Source organism: Teichococcus rhizosphaerae (assembly GCF_002631185.1).
GTDB classification, from domain to species: domain Bacteria; phylum Pseudomonadota; class Alphaproteobacteria; order Acetobacterales; family Acetobacteraceae; genus Pseudoroseomonas; species Pseudoroseomonas rhizosphaerae.
Genome location: NZ_PDNU01000007.1, coordinates 48,004 through 65,273, shown reverse-complemented (window position 1 = coordinate 65,273; position 17,270 = coordinate 48,004). Strand labels below are relative to the sequence as shown.

16 protein-coding genes are annotated in these 17,270 nt (G+C 74.1%); 7 read left to right on the top strand and 9 right to left on the bottom strand.

The features are described 5' to 3' along the window. Positions 1 to 43 precede the first annotated feature (43 nt). From CR162_RS06585 to CR162_RS06575, 3 genes are all read left to right on the top strand, one after another. The gene (locus CR162_RS06585) at positions 44 to 556 is read left to right on the top strand and encodes a Fur family transcriptional regulator (RefSeq protein ID WP_099094742.1); all 513 of its coding nucleotides are present in this window, start codon (positions 44 to 46) and stop codon (positions 554 to 556) included. Continuing rightward, positions 553 to 1,398: a GNAT family N-acetyltransferase gene (locus CR162_RS06580; RefSeq protein WP_099094741.1), complete on the top strand. Its 846-nt coding sequence runs from the start codon at positions 553 to 555 to the stop codon at positions 1,396 to 1,398. Before CR162_RS06585 ends, CR162_RS06580 begins: the two co-directional genes overlap by 4 nt. A gap of 82 nt (positions 1,399 to 1,480) precedes the next feature. After that, positions 1,481 to 2,389 carry a lysophospholipid acyltransferase family protein gene (locus tag CR162_RS06575; protein WP_099094740.1) on the top strand — a complete coding sequence of 303 codons (909 nt, stop codon included), beginning with the start codon at positions 1,481 to 1,483 and terminating at the stop codon, positions 2,387 to 2,389. Positions 2,390 to 2,461: 72 nt separating this feature from the next. On the opposite strand, the gene CR162_RS06570 is transcribed toward CR162_RS06575, so the two are convergent. The 7 genes from CR162_RS06570 to CR162_RS06540 all read right to left on the bottom strand — a co-directional run bounded on the left by CR162_RS06570 (position 2,462) and on the right by CR162_RS06540 (position 9,988). Further along, a complete protein-coding gene (locus CR162_RS06570; protein ID WP_099094739.1) occupies positions 2,462 to 2,911 on the bottom strand; it encodes a helix-turn-helix domain-containing protein in 450 nt (149 codons plus the stop codon). 174 nt (positions 2,912 to 3,085) lie between these two features. Then, on the bottom strand, positions 3,086 to 4,621 hold the full coding sequence (lnt, locus tag CR162_RS06565) for an apolipoprotein N-acyltransferase (RefSeq protein ID WP_245870167.1): 1,536 nt from the start codon (positions 4,619 to 4,621) through the stop codon (positions 3,086 to 3,088). Between the two features lie 165 nt (positions 4,622 to 4,786). Continuing rightward, a complete protein-coding gene (locus CR162_RS06560; RefSeq protein ID WP_099094738.1) occupies positions 4,787 to 5,716 on the bottom strand; it encodes a hemolysin family protein in 930 nt (309 codons plus the stop codon). Next, positions 5,713 to 6,267, bottom strand: coding sequence for an rRNA maturation RNase YbeY (gene ybeY / locus CR162_RS06555; protein ID WP_408887449.1), 555 nt, complete (start codon positions 6,265 to 6,267; stop codon positions 5,713 to 5,715). Before ybeY ends, CR162_RS06560 begins: the two co-directional genes overlap by 4 nt. Further along, entirely contained in the window at positions 6,248 to 7,360 is a 1,113-nt protein-coding gene (locus CR162_RS06550) for a PhoH family protein (protein WP_099094774.1), read from the bottom strand. Before CR162_RS06550 ends, ybeY begins: the two co-directional genes overlap by 20 nt. Positions 7,361 to 7,401: 41 nt before the next feature. Beyond that, positions 7,402 to 8,823, bottom strand: coding sequence for a tRNA (N6-isopentenyl adenosine(37)-C2)-methylthiotransferase MiaB (gene miaB / locus CR162_RS06545; RefSeq protein ID WP_281254957.1), 1,422 nt, complete (start codon positions 8,821 to 8,823; stop codon positions 7,402 to 7,404). A 211-nt stretch (positions 8,824 to 9,034) separates the two neighbouring features. Continuing rightward, entirely contained in the window at positions 9,035 to 9,988 is a 954-nt protein-coding gene (locus CR162_RS06540) for a LysR family transcriptional regulator (RefSeq protein ID WP_099094737.1), read from the bottom strand. Between the two features lie 155 nt (positions 9,989 to 10,143). Here CR162_RS06540 and CR162_RS06535 point away from each other — a divergent pair, with 155 nt between their 5' ends. The 4 genes from CR162_RS06535 to CR162_RS06520 all read left to right on the top strand — a co-directional run bounded on the left by CR162_RS06535 (position 10,144) and on the right by CR162_RS06520 (position 14,478). Further along, a complete protein-coding gene (locus CR162_RS06535) occupies positions 10,144 to 10,878 on the top strand; it encodes a sulfite exporter TauE/SafE family protein (protein ID WP_099094736.1) in 735 nt (244 codons plus the stop codon). 57 nt (positions 10,879 to 10,935) lie between these two features. After that, positions 10,936 to 12,105: a radical SAM family heme chaperone HemW gene (hemW, locus tag CR162_RS06530; RefSeq protein WP_099094735.1), complete on the top strand. Its 1,170-nt coding sequence runs from the start codon at positions 10,936 to 10,938 to the stop codon at positions 12,103 to 12,105. 211 nt (positions 12,106 to 12,316) lie between these two features. Beyond that, complete coding sequence (locus CR162_RS06525; RefSeq protein ID WP_099094734.1) at positions 12,317 to 13,576, top strand: putative DNA modification/repair radical SAM protein; 1,260 nt, start codon at positions 12,317 to 12,319, stop codon at positions 13,574 to 13,576. Beyond that, on the top strand, positions 13,573 to 14,478 hold the full coding sequence (locus CR162_RS06520; RefSeq protein ID WP_245870166.1) for a TIGR03915 family putative DNA repair protein: 906 nt from the start codon (positions 13,573 to 13,575) through the stop codon (positions 14,476 to 14,478). The genes CR162_RS06525 and CR162_RS06520 overlap by 4 nt, the downstream gene beginning before the upstream one ends. 156 nt (positions 14,479 to 14,634) lie before the next feature. Here the strand turns inward: CR162_RS06520 and CR162_RS06515 are convergent, their stop codons facing one another. Together CR162_RS06515 and CR162_RS06510 are read right to left on the bottom strand one after the other, a co-directional pair. Further along, the gene (locus CR162_RS06515) at positions 14,635 to 16,023 is read right to left on the bottom strand and encodes a sensor histidine kinase (protein WP_245870165.1); all 1,389 of its coding nucleotides are present in this window, start codon (positions 16,021 to 16,023) and stop codon (positions 14,635 to 14,637) included. Positions 16,024 to 16,094: 71 nt separating this feature from the next. Beyond that, positions 16,095 to 17,240 (bottom strand): penicillin-binding protein activator, encoded by a 1,146-nt coding sequence (locus CR162_RS06510; protein ID WP_176559748.1) that lies wholly within the window; start codon positions 17,238 to 17,240, stop codon positions 16,095 to 16,097. Positions 17,241 to 17,270 lie beyond the last annotated feature (30 nt).

The window sequence follows — 17,270 nt, the reverse complement described above, 5'->3', positions numbered from 1 at the left end:
GGTCCCGCGCTCCGCCGGCACAAGAGAGCTTCCGACCGCCCCCATGGACACGCGCACCGACACGCCCCGCCACGCCAATGACAGCCAGCCCGATCCGCTGCGGATCGAGCGCCTGTGCATCGAGCGCGGCCTGAAGATGACAGGGCAGCGCCGGCTGATCGCGCGCGTGCTTTCCGAGGCGGAGGACCATCCGGACGTGGAGGAGCTCTACCGCCGCGCCCTGGCCCTCGACTCCCGCGTCTCCATCGCCACGGTCTACCGCACCGTCCGGCTGCTGGAGGAGAAGGGCATCCTCGAGCGGCACGATTTCGGCGGTGGCCGCGCCCGCTACGAGGCCACCGAGCATGGCCACCACCACCACCTGATCGACGTCGAATCCGGCAAGGTGATCGAGTTCTCCGACGCCGAGTGCGACGCGCTGGCCCAGGCCATCGCGGCCCGGCTCGGCTTCCGCCTGGTCGACTTCCGGCTGGAGCTGTTCGCCCGCCGCGCGCCCGAGGGCACGCCCCTGCCGCCGCGCCGCTCCACCCGGCGGCGCGGGGGAGAGGACGCATGACGGTGATGGCCGGCGCCGGCGCCGGCTTCGGCGAGCTGCGCAGCGGCAATCTGGGCGTCCGCATCGCCACCTCGGCCGAGGAGATCGAGGCGGCCCAGGCGCTGCGCTACCGCGTCTTCTACGAGGAGATGGGCGCCCGCGCCGACGCCGAGACCGCCGCCACCGCCCGCGACCGCGACGCCTTCGACGCCGTGGCCGACCACCTCCTGGTGCTGGACCACAATCTGGGCGAGGGCGCGGCCGCCGTGGTCGGCACCTACCGGCTGATCCGCCGCGCGGCGGCGGAGCGGGTGGGCGGCTTCTATTCCGCCTCCGAATACGACATCGGGCCGCTGCTGGCGCAGCCGGGCCATGTGCTGGAGCTGGGCCGCTCCTGCGTCGATGCCAGCCACCGCAACCGCGCCGCCATGCAGCTCCTGTGGTCCGGCATCGCGGCCTATGTGTCGCGCCACCAGATCGCGCTGATGTTCGGCTGCGCCAGCCTGCCCGGCACCGATCTCGACCTGCTGGCCCTGCCGCTCTCCTACCTGCACGCCCATCACCTCGCGCCTGCCGAGATCCGCCCGCGCGCCCTGCCCGAGCGCTTCGTCGCGATGGACCGGCTCGATCCCGCCAGCATCGACAGGCGCGCGGCGCTGGCGGACCTGCCGCCGCTGGTGAAGGGCTATCTGCGCCTCGGCGGCTTCGTGGGCGATGGCGCGGTGATCGACACCCAGTTCAACACCACCGATGTCTGCGTGGTGGTGAAGACGGAACTCGTGACCGAGAAGTATTCCCGCCACTACGAGCGTCACCGGGGTGCCCAGGAAGGCGGTGCCCAGGAAGGCGGGGCCCCGGAATAGGAAGGGCGGGCCGCCCGATGTCATGGCGGCGAAACGAAGCCGTCATTGTCCTGCCGCCGCGGCTCCGCTATCCGGCTTGGCCATGGTGGCCATAGCCCGCACCCCCGACGACCTCTCGCAGACCCCGCCGCGAAAGACCCGGCCGCCGCTCCTGCGCCGGGCGCCGGGCCCTTCGGCCGGGCTGCTGGACCAGGAGCCTCGCCCGCTCGCCGGCCGCTTGCGCGCCGTGCGCCGCCTGGTCTCGGCGCTGCTCTGGACGCTGCTCTGCATCCCCATCCAGGCGCTGCTGCTGGTCCTGCCGGGGCGCGGCAAGCTCGCCTTTCCGCGCTTCTACCATTCCGTGCTCTGCCGGCTGATCGGGCTGCGCGTGCAGGTGGTGGGCGGCATTTCCACGGCGCGGCCCACCCTGTTCCTGTCGAACCATTCCTCCTGGCTGGACATCCTGGTGCTGGGCAGCGTGCTGGAGGCGGCCTTCGTGTCCAAGGCGGAGGTGGGGAACTGGCCCGGGGTGCGGACGGTGGCGCGGCTCGGCCGCACCGTCTTCGTCAGCCGCAGCCGCGGCCGCACGGGGGAGGAAGCCGCCGCCATGCGCGACCGCCTGCAGGAAGGGGGCAGCCTGATCCTGTTTCCCGAGGGCACCAGCAATGACGGCACCCGCGTTCTGCCCTTCCGCTCCGCCTTCCTCGGCGTGGCCGAGGCGGCGGCGGCCGTGCAGCCCATCTCGGTGGTGTATGACCGCCTGGGCGGGCTGCCGGCCTGCCGGCGGGACCGCGCGCATTTCGCCTGGTATGGCGACATGGATCTGGGCAGCCATTTCTGGCGGCTGGCGCGGCAGCCGGGCGGACGGGTGACGGTGCTGCTGCACCAGCCGGCCGATCCGCGTGCCTTCCGTGACCGCAAGGCGCTGACGCAGGCGGTGGAGCGGACGGTGGCCGAAGGCGCCGCCGAGCTGCGCCAGAACCGCGCCCCGGTGCCGCTGCGCGCCCGCTGAGACGGGCCGCAATCGAGGGAAGAAAGGCCGGGGAACATGGGGCTCCCCGGCCTTTTCCGCGCCTGCCGCCCCTTACTCGGTGGGCGCCAGGCTCTTGATCAGGTCGAAGACGCGCTTGCGCACGGCCGGCTCGGTGATGCGGTAATAGGCGCGCACCAGCTCCAGCGTCTCGCGCTTGTGCAGCGTGTCGTCCTCGAAGCCTTCCTGCTGCTCGGCGAAACCGCCCAGCCTCGCGCGCAGGGCTCCGCTGCCACCCATGGCATCGGGCATGTCGTCGAAGAAGAAGCCGATCGGCACGTCCAGCACCCGCGCCAGGTCGAACAGCCGACTGGCTCCGATGCGGTTGACGCCCCGCTCGTATTTCTGGACCTGCTGAAAGGTCAAGCCGAGCGCCTCGCCCAGCTTCTCCTGGCTCATTCCCAGGAGTGTCCGGCGGAGCCGGACACGGGTGCCGACATGGACATCGATGGGGCTCGGACGGTGCTCGCGCTCGCCCTTCTCCGCAACATCATCCACGGGCATCCTTGACCCTCCGCCGCCAATTGCAGCACCGCGTTCGCTGGTCGCGGTCCCGCCTATGCTCTCGCTGTGGCGTGCCACTCGGGCGACCCCCGCTTGTGTGTGTACCGATTATCTAACGCTTCGTTAGCAAAAAGTCAACTCTTTCGAGAATTCTCAAAAAATAGTCATTCCGCGTCAGATTGATCGCCACATTGTAGATAAGCGGTTGAGAAGTGCAACCGAGAGCATCAGGAACGCCGCCAGGGTCGCTCCGAGATTGCCTGTCCTGGCAAAGATTGTCGGCGGCAGCGCGGCTGGCAGCGGCGCCCGGGCCGTGCCTGCCTCGCCCAGGCCGATCCACGCGATCACCTCTCCGCGCGCATTGAAAATGGCAGAGATTCCCGTCTGTGCCGCACGCGCCAGTGGCAGCCCTTCCTCCACCGCACGCAGCCGCGCGGCGGCCAGGTGCTGGTAGGGGCCGGCCGAGAAGCCGAACCAGGCATCGTTGGTGACGTTGAGCAGCCAGGCCGGCCGCTCGGCCGGCGTGACGGCGCCGGGGAAGATGACCTCGTAGCAGATGAGCGGGCTGAAGGCGGGCAGGCCGGCGGGCGCCAGCGCCACCAGCCCCGGCCCCGCCGAGAAGTCCACGCCCCCCTGCACGACGCGGATGGGGATCAGCCCGCGCAGCGGCATGTACTCGCCAAAGGGAACGAGATGCGCCTTGTCATAGACACCGCGCAGGGCGCCGCTCGCATCCACCGCGGAGAGGCTGTTGAACACCCGCGCCAGCGTGCCGTCGGCCCGCCACTCGGCGCGCACGGAGCCGGCCAGCAGCACCCCGCCCGGCGGCAGGACCTGGGCCACGTAGCCGCGTGCCGCCTCGTCCTGCGGCAGCAGGAAGGGACTCGCCGTTTCCGGCCAGATGACGACCAGGGGGCGGCCGGGCTCCAGGGGGGCGGCGGCGGCGCCCTGGCGGGTCAGGTCGAGATAGCGGCGGAAGATCGGCCAGCGCTGGTCCTCGCGCCACTTCGCCTCCTGCTGGATGTTGCCCTGCACCAGCATCAGGGTGACGTCCCGGTCCGCCGGCGCAGGCTGCGCCAGCCGCGCCGCGCCGAGGCCGCCCAGCGCCAGCAGCGCCAGCGCCCCCCCCGCGAAAGCCCGGCCGGGCGCCCGCCGCCCCGGCCAGGGCAGCCCGGCCAGCAGCATGGTGATCAGCGAGAGGCCATGGACACCAACCCAGGCGGCCGGCTGCAGCGGCAGGGCGTGGAAGGCCCAGACCGAGCCCATGGCGTTCCACGGGAAGCCGGTGAAAAGCAGGCCGCGCAGCACCTCCAGCAGCGTCCATGCGCCGGCCAGGGCCAGCCAGCGGGGCCAACCGGGCCGCGCCATCCAGGCCGCGAGCGCCGCGAGGGCGATGTAGAGTGCCAGCGGCAAGGCCAGCCCCGGCACGGCGATGGGCACCAGCCAGCCCCAGCGCCAGGGGTCGGTCAGCAGGGCGTGGCTGATCCAGTAGAGGCCGGCGACATGGTGGCCCCATCCCCAGGCGAAGCCGATCAGCGCCGCCCGGCGGGCCGAGCCGGCGCCATCCAGCAGCGCCAGCAGCCCAGGCACCGCCAGCAGCAGCAGGGGCACGAGATGGAGCGGCGGCAGGGCCAGGGCGCCAAGCGCCCCAAGGCCGAAGGCCGCGAACAGGGCCTTCCGGCCGCTCAGTCGGGACAGGCGTGTCAGCACGGGCGGAAAAACCCTCAGCAGGGTGCGGCGGGGCCGCGAGGCGCCCGGGTTTCGCCCGCCGGGGCCGGCGGGGCAAGGCGCCGGCCGGTGGGGAGGGCGGGGGCGCGGAAAGCGGGGGTCGGGGAGCGGGGAAGGCCCGGGGGACGGTGCCCCCGGGCCGTTCCGTCAGGCCGCCTGGGCCGCGTCGCCAGCGTTGCCGCCGCCGTTTCCGCTGCCATTCCCGCTTCCCGGCCGCCGCACGCGCAGGCGGCGGATGCGGCGCGGATCGGCATCGAGCACGCGGAACTCCAGGCCGGAGGAATGCGAGATCAGCTCCCCCTTGGCCGGCACGCGCCCGGCCAGGGTGAAGACCAGCCCCCCCACCGTGTCGATGTCCTGTTCCCGCTCGTCCTCGGTGAGGATGACGCCGAGGCGCTGCTCGAACAGCTCGACGGGCGTGCGGGCATCGAGGTCGATCAGCCCGTCCGTGCGCTCGACGATCTGCGCCGGCCGGTCCTCGTCATGCTCGTCGGAGATGTCGCCGGTGATGGTCTCGACGAGGTCCTCGATGGTGACGAGGCCGTCGATGCCGCCATACTCGTCCACCACCAGCGCCAGGTGCATGCGGGCCTGGCGCATCTGCAGCAGCAGGTCCAGCACCGGCACGGAAGGCACGACGAAGAGCGGCTTGCGCAGCACGGCGGCCATGCTGAACGGCCCCTCGCGCCCGACGCTGGCGAACACGTCCTTGATGTGGACCATGCCGACGATCTCGTCGAGCTGCTCCCGGTAGACGGGGAAGCGGCTGTGGCCCTCGCGCTGGATGAGGCGGATGGCCTGCTCCAGCGTCAGGTCCTCGGGCATGGCCACGATGTCGGCGCGCGGCACCATCACGTCGCTGGCGGTCTTGCCGCGCAGCTTCAGCACGTTGGTCAGCAGGGCGCGCTCCTGCGCGTCCAGCTCCGGGCGCGGCGGGCCGCCATTCTCGGAGGGCTCGTGGTGCTCGCGGCCCTCGACAAGGGCCTCCACCTGGTCGCGCACGCTCTCGGCGGAGCGGCGCCGCAACAATCCCTGGAGGCGCCAGAGGATGCCGTCGCGCGATTCGCTGCCGCTCATGTCACCCCCCGCCACGGATTGGGCATGTTGAGGCGCCGCATGATGCGCGCCTCGGCCCGTTCCATCCGGCGGGCCTCCCCGGCCTGGATGTGGTCGTGGCCGCCCAGGTGCAGCGTGCCATGCGCCACCAGATGTGCCAGATGCGCGCCCACCCGGCGGCGCGCCCCGCGCGCCTCCCGCCGCACGACGCCGAGCGCCAGCGCGATGTCGCCGAGATGCCCGAAGCCCTCGCCGGGAAAGGACAGCACGTTGGTGGGCTTGACCTTGCCGCGGTGCTGGCTGTTCAGGCGCTTCACCGCCCGGTCATCCGTCAGCAGCACGGTCATGGCGCCGAAGGGGGCGCCGGCGGCAGCCCCGCAAGGCGCGGCGTCCCTCGTGCCGCCATCCAGGGCCATCTCGGCCCAGGCGGCTTCCGCGGCGCGGCGCGCCAGATCCTCGACCCGCGGCACCGCCGCGCGCCATGCCGGGGCTTCGACGATGACCGTCACCTCCGGCTGCGAAGGCCCGGCCGCGCTGTTGCGGCCGGGCGAGCTACTTCCCGGTTCCATCATTCTCCTTCCTGCCGCGACGGAGCGTTTCCGTCCCGGCGCCGGCCGCGCCCGGCCCGCCCGTCCTGGCGGCGCCGTGGGCCAACTGATCGGCGCGATTATAGGCGGCGACGATGCGCGCCACCAGCGGATGCCGCACCACGTCCTGCTCGCCGAAGCGCGAGACGCCGATCCCCTGCACCCCGTCCAGCACGGAGAGAGCCTCCACCAGCCCGGATTTCTGGCCGGGGGGGAGGTCCACCTGGGTGGGATCGCCGGTGATCACCATGCGCGTGCCCTCGCCCATGCGGGTGAGGAACATCTTGATCTGGGCGGGGGTGGTGTTCTGCGCCTCGTCGAGGATGGCGTAGCAATGGGCCAGCGTCCGGCCGCGCATGAAGGCCAGCGGCGCGATCTCGATCTCGCCCGAGACGATGCGGCGCTGCACCTGGTCGGCCGGCATCATGTCGTGCAGGGCGTCGTAGAGCGGGCGGAGATAGGGGTCTACCTTCTCCTTCATGTCACCCGGCAGGAAGCCCAGCCGCTCGCCCGCCTCCACGGCGGGGCGGGACAGCACGATACGGTCCACGCGCCCGGCCATCAGCATCGCGACACCCTGCGCCACGGCGAGGTAGGTCTTGCCCGTGCCGGCGGGGCCGATGCCGAACACCATGTCGGTCCGCGCCAGCAGGTCCATGTAGTCGGCCTGGGCGTGGCTGCGGGGCGCGATGGCACCCTTCTTGGTGCGGATCGCCGGCAGGTCGGACAGCGGCAGGCGCGGCTCGGGCGTGTCCGGCAGGCTTTCCCGCGGCGCGTCGGCGCGGCGCTGGGCCAGGCGCATCGCGGCCTCCACTTCCGGCATCGCCACGTTCTCCCCGCGTTCCAGTTGCCGCCACAGGCTGCGCAGCGCCGCCTCCGCGACCGAGGTGCCCTCGGCCGAGCCGGTGATCGAGAGGCGGTTGCCGCGGCTGGCCAGCCGCACCCCCATCCGCTGCTCGATCTGGGCCAGGTGCCGGTCGTGCTCGCCATAGAGCAGCGGCAGCAGCGCGTTGTCGTCGAACTGCAGCGTGACGGTGCGGGCGGCGGAGACGGTGTCGGCCATCATGGGGCGGCTCATGGCGCGGGGGTCGGCCCGCAGAGCGATGGGGGTGGAGTTGCTCAAGCGGGGGCGAGCTCCTTCGCATCCAGCAGGGTGGCGGAAAGGGAATTCGGCAGGGCGGCCTCGATGCGCGCCCGCGCCATGCGCCCGGCCAGGCCGGCCGGGCCCATCATGTGCACCGGCTGCAGCCACGGCGTGCGCCCGGCCACCTGCCCGGGGTGGCGCCCCGGGCCGGTCAGCAGGATGTCGCATTCGCGGCCCACGCAGTCGCGGTTGAACTGGTCCTGCTGCCGGCGCAGCAGCGCCTGCAGCTCCTGCAGGCGGGCATCCTTCTCCGCCTCCGGCACCTGGAAGGGCTGGCCGGCGGCCGGCGTGCCGGGGCGGGGCGAGTACTTGAAGGAATAGGCAAGCGCGAAGCCCACCGTCTCCACGAGCCGCATGGTGGCGGCATGGTCCGCCGCCGTCTCGCCCGGATGGCCCAAGATGAAGTCGGAGGAGAGCGCCATGTCCGGCCGCGCCTCGCGGAGCTGGTCGGCGATGCGGTAGAACAGCTCGGCCTTGTGGCCGCGGTTCATCGCCGCCAGCACCTTGTCCGAGCCGCTCTGCACCGGCAGGTGCAGGAAGGGCATGAGCGCGGGGATGCGGCCATGCGCCTGGATCAGCGCCGCGTCCATGTCGCGCGGGTGGCTGGTGGTGTAGCGCAGCCGCGCCAGCCCATCGATCTCGGCCAGCTCGTAGAGCAGGCGGGAGAGCGTCCAGGCGGAGCCGTCCGGCGCCTCGCCATGCCAGGCGTTCACGTTCTGCCCGAGCAGCGCGATCTCCCGCGCGCCGCCCGCCACCAGGCGCTTCGCCTCCGCCAGGATGGCCGCCACGGGGCGCGAGAACTCGGCGCCGCGCGTGTAGGGCACCACGCAGAAGGAGCAGAACTTGTCGCAGCCCTCCTGGATGGTGAGGAAGGCGACGGGGCCCTGGGTGGCGTTCACCTCGGGCAGCAGGTCGAACTTCTGCTCCACGGGGAAGTCGGTGTCGATCTGCGCCCCGGCGGCGCGGGAAGCGCGGGCCACCATCTCCGGCAGGCGGTGATAGGTCTGCGGGCCGAGCACGATGTCGACCCAAGGGGCGCGGGCGGTGATCTCGGCGCCCTCCGCCTGCGCCACGCAGCCGGCGACCGCCAGCACCATCTTCTGGCCCGCCGCCGCCTTCTCGGTCTTCAGCAGGCGCAGGCGGCCCAGGTCGGAGAACACCTTCTCCGAGGCCTTCTCGCGGATGTGGCAGGTGTTGAGGATGACCATGTCGGCCTCCTCCGGCGTTTCGGCGGGGCCGTAGCCGAGGGGGGCCAGCACATCCGCCATGCGGGTGCTGTCATAGACGTTCATCTGGCAGCCCCAGGTGCGGATGAACAGCTTCTTCCGCCCGCCGGGCTCGGTTGTGGCGGTGGCGGCCTCCGGCGACAGCGTCTCGGGGCGGGGAACAGTGGTCATGATGCGGGGAACCCTGGGGCAGCGACACCCGGAGGGGCGCATTCGCATGCACGCTTTCCGGGCCCGCCCCGGCACGGGGCGGCGTTCCGGGCGGATGTGCGGGGCGCGGGGCCTCGGGTCAAGCGACCGGACCCTGCGCGCCCCGCGATTCTGGGGTCGCGCCTTGGCTGCTCATCACGGTGCCAATGCTTGGGGATCGCCAGGGGGCGGGTCAAGGCAAACCGCCACGGGCGGGCATGACATTCCCGAGCAACGTGGCGCCCGCGCCATGGGGTGGCGCGGCTCCGGCGCAGCCGGCCAGGTGCGCCAGCAGCCGCTCCGCATGCAGGGGCAGGGAAACGCCGCGCCGCCGCAGCAGGCTGAGCCGGCGCTCGGCCCAGGGCTCCTCCAGCCGCAGCAGGGCGAGGGGCGCCGCCGCGCGCCGGGCCGCCGCCTCGGGCACGATGGCCAGCCCGGCGCCGAGCGCCGCCATGCGGCAGGCCGCCTCCGGCCCCGGCGCCTGGATGCGCAGCCGCAGCCGCAGGCCGGCGCGCGCCGCGTGGCCCGCCACATGCCGCTGCAGCGCGCTCTCCGCGCCGAGCCCGATGAACTCCCAGCCCAGCGCCTCCGCCAGCCCCACCGCCCGCCGCCCGGCCAGGGCGTGGCCCGGCGGCGCCACCAGCACCAGCCGCTCGGCGCGGAAGGGCAGGGCCTCCAGCCCGGACAGGTCGGCATGGCCGGCCGCCACGCCCAGCTCGGCCAGGCCCTCGGCCACGCCCCGGGCGACTTCGGCGCTGGGGCATTCCCGGAGGTCGATATCCACCTGCGGATGCGCGGCCAGGAAGCGCGCCAGCGGCTCGGGCAGCAGCTCGGCGGTGGCGGCGGTGTTGGCCAGCAGCCGCACATGGCCCTTCAGGCCGCGCGCATACTCGCCCAGCTCGCCGCGCATCCGCTCCACCTGCTGCGCCACCAGCCGGGCATGGTGCAGCAGGGCGAGGCCCGCCGGGGTGAGGCTGACGCCGCGCCGCCCGCGCAGCAGCAGCGCCACGCCGGCCTGCGCCTCCATGTCCCGCAGCCTCGTGCTGGCCGAGGCGAGCGCCAGCCCCGCCCGCGCCGCGCCCGCCGTGATGCTGCCGGCCTCCGCCACATGCCGGAACAGGCGCAGATCCGTCAGGTCGAGATGCATGGGGCGGCTGTGCCTTCGTGCGGGCCGAAGCCTGACTATGCCAGATCCGCATTGCGCCCGCCCAGGCTTCGCCGGAGGGTGTCGCCGCGGGCGCGCCCCTGTGGACCAGCGAAAAAAAGCCAAGGGGGTTCATTCCCCCGGCGCCGGGAGGATCGATGGTGGAGATGCTGTACGTCCTGGCCGTGTTCCTGCTGGCCGGGCTGGTCAAGGGCGTCATCGGCCTCGGCCTGCCGACGGTGGCGATGGGCCTGCTGGGCGTGCTCATGCCGCCTGCCCAGGCCGCGGCGCTGCTGGTCCTGCCTTCGCTGGTGACGAATCTCTGGCAGCTTCTCGCCGGGCCGCGCTTCGGTGCGCTGCTGCGGCGGCTGGGCGGCATGATGCTGGGCATCCTGGCCGGCACCCTGCTCGGCGCCGGGCTGATCGCGCGGGAGGATTCGCGCTGGCCGGTGGCGGCGCTGGGGCTGACCCTGCTGGCCTATGCCGCCATTGGCCTCGCACGCCCTGGCCTGCGCGTGCCGCGCCGCGCCGAGCACTGGACGGCGCCGCTGGCGGGTCTGGCCACGGGCGCCGTCACCGGCGCCACGGGCGTGTTCGTCATCCCCGCCGTGCCCTTCCTCGGCGCGCTGGGGCTGGGGCGGGACGAGCTGGTGCAGGCGCTGGGGCTGTCCTTCACCGTCTCCACCCTGGCGCTGGCGGCGGGGCTGCTCTGGCACGGCGCGCTGCCGGGGGTGCTGCTGGGGCAATCCCTGCTGGCGGTGCCGCCGGCGCTGCTGGGCATGGCGCTGGGCGGCTGGCTGCGGGGGCGGGTGCGGCCCGAGACCTTCCGGCGCGGCTTCTTCCTCGGCCTCGGCGCGCTGGGGGCGGAGATGGCCTGGCGCGCCCTGGCATAGCCGCCCCCCGGCACGCGCTCTCGACACCCGAGGGCCGCCACGCCCATATCCGCCCCCATGCCCGAGCCGATCGCCCTCTACGTCCACTGGCCCTTCTGCGCCGCCAAATGCCCCTATTGCGACTTCAACAGCCATGTGCGGGAGCGGGTGGACGCGGCGCGCTTTGGCGCCGCCCTGCGGCGGGAGCTGGCCTTCGAGGCGGCGCGGCTGGAGGCGGACGGGCAGGGCGGGCGGCCGCTCGCCTCCATCTTCTTCGGCGGCGGCACGCCGAGCCTGATGCCGCCGGAGGTGGTGGCCGGCATCGTCGCCGACGCCACCCGGCTTTTCCCGCCCCTGGCGGATATCGAGATCACGCTGGAGGCCAACCCGACCAGCGTGGAGGTTTCGCGCCTGGCCGAGATCCGCGCCGCCGGGGTGAACCGCGCCAGCCTCGGCGTGCAGGCGCTGAACGACGCGGCGCTGGGCTTCCTCGGCCGCAGGCACGACGCCGGGCAGGCCATCGCCGCGCTGGAGGCGGCGCGCGGCCTGTTCCCGCGCTTGTCCTTCGACCTGATCTATGCCCGGCCGGGACAGGCGGTGGCCGAGTGGCGCGCCGAGCTGCGGCGCGCCCTGGCGCTGGCGGCCGACCACCTCTCGCTCTACCAGCTCACCATCGAGCCCGGCACGCGCTTCGCCACCGAGCATGCGCGCGGTGCCTTCGCCCTGCCGGAGGGGGAGGAGGCCGCCGCCCTCTACTTCGCCACCGGCGAGGAGGCGGCGCGCTTCGGCCTGCTGCCCTATGAGGTCTCGAACTACGCCAGGCCGGGCTCGGAAAGCCGGCACAACCTCGCCTATTGGCGCTATGGCGACTATCTCGGCATCGGCGCCGGCGCGCATCAGCGGCTGACGCTGCGCGAGGGGCTGGTGGCGGCGCGCCGGCACCGCGGCCCCGAGGAATGGCTGGCGCGCGTCGAGGCGCAGGGCCACGCCGTCACCGCCACCGAGACCCTCTCCCCCACCGACCGCGCGCGCGAGGCGCTGCTGATGGGGCTGCGCCTGTCCGAGGGGGTGGACCCGGCGCGGCTCCAGGCGCGGACCGGCCTGTCGCTGGCGGACGCGGTGGACCCGGCCATGCTGGCCGCCTGCCTCGACGAGGACTACCTGGCCTGGACCCCGGAAGGGCGGCTCGCCGCGACCTGGGAAGGGCGGCTCCGGCTGGACGCGCTGCTGCCGGCGCTGCTGCGCTGAGGCTATGGCCGGAAGGGGCGGATCGAGCGCGGCCGGTTGGGGAAAAGCGGGCCAGGGACCATCCGGAGGTGCCGGGCCGCCCGAGCCGGCTGGGCAGCCACCAGAACGTTTCATCGGAAGAACGAATTTGCCCTTCGCCACGGTTCCGCGAAGGGGCTTGGCATCCGGCCGCTCATGAACACATAGGGAACGAAACCTCGGACCATTGCCCATGGACCTCCGTGCCAAGCTCGCCCTGCTTGCCGATGCCGCCAAGTACGACGCCTCCTGCGCCTCCTCGGGCACGGAGAAGCGGGATTCGCGCGCGGGCGGGCTCGGCAGCACGGAGGGCATGGGCATCTGCCACGCCTATGCGCCGGATGGCCGCTGCATCTCGCTGCTGAAGGTGCTGCTGACCAATGCCTGCGTGTTCGACTGCGCCTACTGCATCAACCGCGCCACCTCCAACGTGCCGCGCGCCCGCTTCACCGTGGCCGAGCTGGTGAAGCTGACGCTGGCCTTCTACCGGCGCAACTACATCGAGGGGCTGTTCCTCTCCTCCGGCATCATCCGCAGCCCGGATTACACGATAGAGCAGCTCATCCGCGTGGCGCGCACGCTGCGGGAGGAGCATGGCTTCCTCGGCTACATCCACCTCAAGACCATCCCCGAGGCCGCGCCGGAGCTGCTGGCCGAGGCGGGGCGCTGGGCGGACCGGCTCTCGATCAATGTGGAGCTGCCACAGGTGGCGAGCCTGAAGCGGCTGGCCCCCGAGAAGGACCTGCCCGCCATCGGCGGCGCCATGCAGCAGCTCTCCTCCCGCATCGCCGAGGCGAGGGAGGCGAAGCGCACCGCTCGCCGCGCCGCGCCGCCGCGCTTCGCGCCGGCCGGGCAGTCCACGCAGATGATCGTCGGCGCCGATGACAGCGACGACCGGAGCATCCTCGGCAAGGGGGCCGAGCTTTACGAGAAGTACGGGCTGCGCCGGGTCTATTATTCCGGCTACTCGCCGATCCCCGAGGCATCCAGCCTGCTGCCGCCGGCGCCGCCGCCGCTGCTGCGCGAGCACCGGCTGTACCAGGCGGACTGGCTGCTGCGCTTCTACGGCTTCGGCACGGAGGAAATTCTCTCGGGCGGCGAGGGCGGCATGCTGGACCTGGAGATCGACCCCAAGCTGGCCTGGGCGCTGAAGCACCGCGCCGTCTTTCCCGTGGACATCAACGCCGCCCCGCGCGAGCTGCTGCTGCGGGTGCCGGGCCTTGGCGCGCGCAACGTGGACCGCATCCTCGCCGCGCGCCAGGAAGGCCGGGTGCGGCTGGCCGATCTGGCGCGGCTGCGCGTGCCGCTGCGCAAGGTCGCGCCCTTCCTGCTGGCGCCCGACCATCGCGCCGCCCCGGGCCTGCTGGACTCGCCCCGCCTGCGCGCCATGCTGACCGCGCCGGCCGGCCTCGGCGCCCAGGCCAGGCCGCGCCAGCTTTCGCTGTTCCCGTGACGCGTGGCCAGCCCGGCCCGCCGGAGGACGCCGCCGGCACCCGGGAGGGGGGGGAAGCCGGCGGGGCGGGGGCCGGCCGCGCCGCGCCGGAGACGTTCACCGTCCTGCTTCCCTCCTACGCGGATTTCGCCGCCTGGCGCGCCGCGGCGCGGAAGCTGCTCGCGGCGGCCATTCCGCCCGAGGCGGTGGAATGGCGCACCCCGGAGGACCCGCCCGGCCTCTTCACCGGCCCGCCGCCGCCGGATGCGGTGGGCCCGCCCCTCGCGGTGCCGCGCGACTTCGTGGAGATGGCCGAGCTGGCCGTGCGCCATGCCGACCGGGAGCGCTTCGCGCTGCTCCATTCCCTGTTGTGGGACGCCCGCGCCCGCCCCGGCCTGCTGCGCACCCCGACCGAGCCGCGCATGGCGCGCCTTGGCGCCATGGCCCGCGCCGTGCGGCGGGACGCGCACAAGATGCACGCCTTTCTCCGCTTCCGGGAGATCGACACGGCCGAGGGGCCGCGCTCCGTCGCCTGGTTCGAGCCGGAGCACCACATCGTCGAGGCGGAGGCGGGCTTCTTCGTGCGGCGCTTCGCCATCCTGCGCTGGTCGATCCTGACGCCGCGCCGCTGCGCCCACTGGGATGGCGCGGCGCTCGCCTTCACCCTTGGCGCCCGCCGCGCCGACGCGCCGGCCGAGGACGCGGCGGAGGATCTGTGGCGCACCTACTTCGCCAGCATCTTCAACCCCGCCCGGCTGAAGCCGGATGCCATGCGCGCCGAGATGCCCAAGAAGTACTGGAGGAACCTCCCCGAGGCCGAGGTGATCCCGGAGCTGATGAAGGGCGCCGAGGGGCGGGTGCGGGCGATGCTGGGGCAGCAGCCGAAAGCGCCAGGGCGGCGGCAGAAGCCGGGGGCGAAGTGATCCCCCGCTCCCCGGAGGGCGGCGCCTCTCCGGATGGGGTTGGGGCGCCCGCGCCTCTGGCATGAGGTGGGGCGCCTGCGCGCCGGGCATGAGGTGGGGCGCCTGCGCGCCGGGCATGAGGTGGGGCGCCCGCGCGCCGGGCGTGAGGGCGGGGGCCTATTCCGCCGGCAGCCACACCTTGAAGGTGGCGCCCTCGCCCTCCCGGCTCTCGATGTGCAGCTGGCCGCGGTGGCGGTTGACGATGTGCTTGACGATGGCGAGCCCGAGCCCGGTGCCGCCCGCATGGCGCGAGCGCGCCTTGTCCACCCGGTAGAAGCGCTCCGTCAGGCGCGGGATGTGCTCGCGGGCGATGCCAGGTCCGTCATCGGTCACGCTCATCGTCACGCCGGGGCGCGCGCCGCCCTGCCGCGCCACGGCGAGCTTCACCTCGCCGCCCTGCTGGCCGTGGCGCACCGCGTTCTCCAGCAGGTTGCGCAGCACCTGGGCGAGCTGCTCGGCATCGGCGGGGGCGGCGATGGCCGCCTCGTCCAGTTCCAGCGAGAGGCTGACATGGCGGCTGGCCAGGATCGGCGCCATCGCCTCGGCCTCGCCCCGCGCCAGGACGGCGAGCGCCACGCGGTCGGTCGGCGCCTGGTGCTCGGCCAGCTCGATGCGCGACAGGCCGAGCAGGTCCTCGATCAGCCGCCGCATCCGCTCCGACTGCTCGGCCATGATGTCGAGGAAGCGCGCCCGCGCCTCCGGGTCGTCCCGGGCCGGGCCGCGCAGCGTCTCGATGAAGCCCATCAGGCTGGCCAGCGGGGTGCGCAGCTCATGGCTGGCATTGGCCACGAAGTCGGCGCGCATCCGCTCCACCGCGCGCTCCCGCGTGCGGTCGGAAAGCAGCACCACCAGCCGCCCGCCATCGAACAGCGGCGGGTCGAGCGGGATGACCTGCGCGGCCAGCTCGCGCGGCACCGGCACGGGCAGCACGACATCGGCCGCCTGCCGCGTGCCCTCGGCCAGGGCACGGTCCACCGCGCCGGCCAGCGCCGGGTGGCGCAGCAGCGCCGCGGCATCCCCCGCCAGCGGCCCGGCCTCGGCGGCGCGGGCGCCGAAGAGCGCGCGGGCGGCGGCGTTGGCGCGCAGCGCCGCGCGGTCGGCGCCCAGCACCAGCAGCGGGTCCGGCAGGCTTTCCAGGATGGCGGCGTCGGCCCGGCGCATCCGCTCCAGCAGCTCGCCCCGCTCGGCCAGGCTGCGCGCCAGCCGCGCCACGCCCTGCGAGACCTCGGCCAGGGCGGGAAGCAGCGGGGGCGCGGAGGGCGGCCCCGGCCAGTCCCCCTCGCCGGCCGCGGCGCGGCGCAGCACGGCGGCCAGCCGCGCCAGGTTGCCCAGCCAGCGGCGCGCCAGCGCCAGGGCGGCCAGGGCGGTGAGCGCCATGGCGAGCAGCGCCGCGCCGGGGTCGGCCTTGCCGCTCAGGGCCATCAGCGCCAGCAGCAGCACCGGCACGCCGCCGATCAGCGCCGCCGAACCCAGCCAGCGCAGCGGCGCCGGCCTTTCCTCATCCATCATGCTCTCCGGTGGCTGCATCGGCATGGGGGCGGGGAAGGCTCCCCGCCGCGTTCCTCCCCACCATCCGCTCAGAAGCCGGCGCCGCCCGGCAGCTCGGCGGGCGCCGCCACGCCGGGCGGCGCGCCGGGCGCGATGGCATAGACCGCGAGCGCCCGCTGCACCTGCCCGCCCGGGTTCAGCCGCAGCGCGCCATCGGCGCCGAGCACCACCTCGCCCAGCGGCATCTGTGCCGGCGCTTCGGGCGGCTGGTTGCGCACCGAGCGGGCGGCCAGCGCCGCCGCGTCATAGGCCACGCCCACCACCCGCGCCGGCCGCTCGCCGAAGGCGGCCTCGTAGCGGCCGTCGAAATGGCCGCGGGCGGCCGGGTCGGGGCCGGGGAACCAGGCGCCGGCCAGGGCCGGCTGCTGGCCCATGCTCTCGTCATGCCCCCACAGCGCGTGGCCGGCCAGGCGCAGCGGCGGCATCGCCGCCCCCGCCGCGGCGAGGCCGGCGGCGAAGTCCCGCGCCCGTGCCCCGCTCTCGCCCAGCAGCAGCATCTCGGTGCGCGATTCGGCCGGCGCGTCCGCGTCGGTGGCGCCGATCTTGCGCGCCACCTCCGCCGCCACCACCCCCGGCGCGGCGGCGGCCGGATAGGTCTCGACGATGGGCGCGGGCAGGCCGAGATCGCTCGCCGCGCCGCGCAGCGCCTCGGCCATCTGCCGGCCCAGCGCGCCGTTCGGCGCGGCCAGGGCGAAGCGCCGCACCCCCTGGGCATTGGCCGCCGCCACCAGGCGGCGCACCTGCTGCGCCGGGGTGATGCCGAGCGGCCAGACCTGCTGCGCCGCCTGGCTGGCATCGTTGGTGAAGGGCAGCACCGGGACGCCCGCGGCGCGCGCGGGGCTGGTCACCGCCGCGGTTTCCTGCGCCGTCAGCGGCCCCACGATGACGCGCGCCCCCTCGGCCACCGCCGCCCGCGCCGCCTCGGCGGCGCCCGCGGGCGTGCCGCCCGTGTCGCGCGGCAGGAACTCGAAGCCCGGCCCGCCCTGCTCGAACAGGGCGAGCTGCGCGGCGTTCAGCAGCGACTGGCCGAGCGCTGCGTTCTGCCCGGTGAGCGGCAGCAGCAGCGCCACCTTGGTGCGGGCGGGCTGCGGCGGCGGCGCGGCGGCCATGCCGGCGAGGGGGGCGGGCGCGTAGACGGGGCCCGAGGCTTGCGGGGCGCAGGCCGAGAGCGCCACAAGGGCGGCGAGCAGCGCGGTGCCAGTCAG

Bases quoted from the DNA above. Each gene is read 5' to 3' on its own strand.
- CR162_RS06585 (WP_099094742.1), top strand. From the start codon at position 44: ATGGACACGCGCACCGACACGCCCCGCCACGCCAATGACAGCCAGCCC.
- CR162_RS06580 (WP_099094741.1), top strand. From the start codon at position 553: ATGACGGTGATGGCCGGCGCCGGCGCCGGCTTCGGCGAGCTGCGCAGC.
- CR162_RS06575 (WP_099094740.1), top strand. From the start codon at position 1,481: ATGGTGGCCATAGCCCGCACCCCCGACGACCTCTCGCAGACCCCGCCG.
- CR162_RS06570 (WP_099094739.1), bottom strand. From the start codon at position 2,911: ATGCCCGTGGATGATGTTGCGGAGAAGGGCGAGCGCGAGCACCGTCCG.
- CR162_RS06560 (WP_099094738.1), bottom strand. From the start codon at position 5,716: ATGAGCGGCAGCGAATCGCGCGACGGCATCCTCTGGCGCCTCCAGGGA.
- ybeY (WP_408887449.1), bottom strand. From the start codon at position 6,267: ATGATGGAACCGGGAAGTAGCTCGCCCGGCCGCAACAGCGCGGCCGGG.
- CR162_RS06550 (WP_099094774.1), bottom strand. From the start codon at position 7,360: ATGAGCCGCCCCATGATGGCCGACACCGTCTCCGCCGCCCGCACCGTC.
- miaB (WP_281254957.1), bottom strand. From the start codon at position 8,823: ATGACCACTGTTCCCCGCCCCGAGACGCTGTCGCCGGAGGCCGCCACC.
- CR162_RS06540 (WP_099094737.1), bottom strand. From the start codon at position 9,988: ATGCATCTCGACCTGACGGATCTGCGCCTGTTCCGGCATGTGGCGGAG.
- CR162_RS06535 (WP_099094736.1), top strand. From the start codon at position 10,144: ATGGTGGAGATGCTGTACGTCCTGGCCGTGTTCCTGCTGGCCGGGCTG.
- hemW (WP_099094735.1), top strand. From the start codon at position 10,936: ATGCCCGAGCCGATCGCCCTCTACGTCCACTGGCCCTTCTGCGCCGCC.
- CR162_RS06525 (WP_099094734.1), top strand. From the start codon at position 12,317: ATGGACCTCCGTGCCAAGCTCGCCCTGCTTGCCGATGCCGCCAAGTAC.
- CR162_RS06515 (WP_245870165.1), bottom strand. From the start codon at position 16,023: ATGGATGAGGAAAGGCCGGCGCCGCTGCGCTGGCTGGGTTCGGCGGCG.